2 tRNA genes are annotated in these 378 nt (G+C 54.5%); both read left to right on the top strand.

Annotated elements, in window-relative coordinates:
- Window positions 1–12: 12 nt before the first annotated feature.
- Window positions 13–87 (top strand) — tRNA-Glu (locus tag BLJAPNOD_RS34955).
- Between the two features lie 210 nt (window positions 88–297).
- Window positions 298–372, top strand: a tRNA-Glu gene (locus tag BLJAPNOD_RS34960).
- Window positions 373–378: the final 6 nt, after the last annotated feature.

Here is a 378-nt window from a genome sequence, read left to right on the forward strand (position 1 = left end):
CACACAGCAAGTGCGCCCTTCGTCTATCGGTTAGGACACCAGATTTTCATTCTGGGAAGAGGGGTTCGACTCCCCTAGGGCGTGCCACTGTGACCCTCTTCCCCTACGTAATTTCCTTGTTCGAGACCGGCGGTTTTTCGTCGAGAACCCGACGCACGCTCGTCGAAGCGCCACCTTTTTGGCACCGCAAGCTCACCACGGGTTTTCTGGTTTTTTTCACAGGAAAAGCACGCGAATTTTCAGATTAGCGCTTGCAGTCTACAATGGCGCTGACTATAAGGCGCCCACACAGCAAGTGCGCCCTTCGTCTATCGGTTAGGACACCAGATTTTCATTCTGGGAAGAGGGGTTCGACTCCCCTAGGGCGTGCCACTGTGA

The organism is Ensifer sp. M14 (assembly GCF_003355565.1).
Taxonomy (GTDB): domain Bacteria; phylum Pseudomonadota; class Alphaproteobacteria; order Rhizobiales; family Rhizobiaceae; genus Ensifer.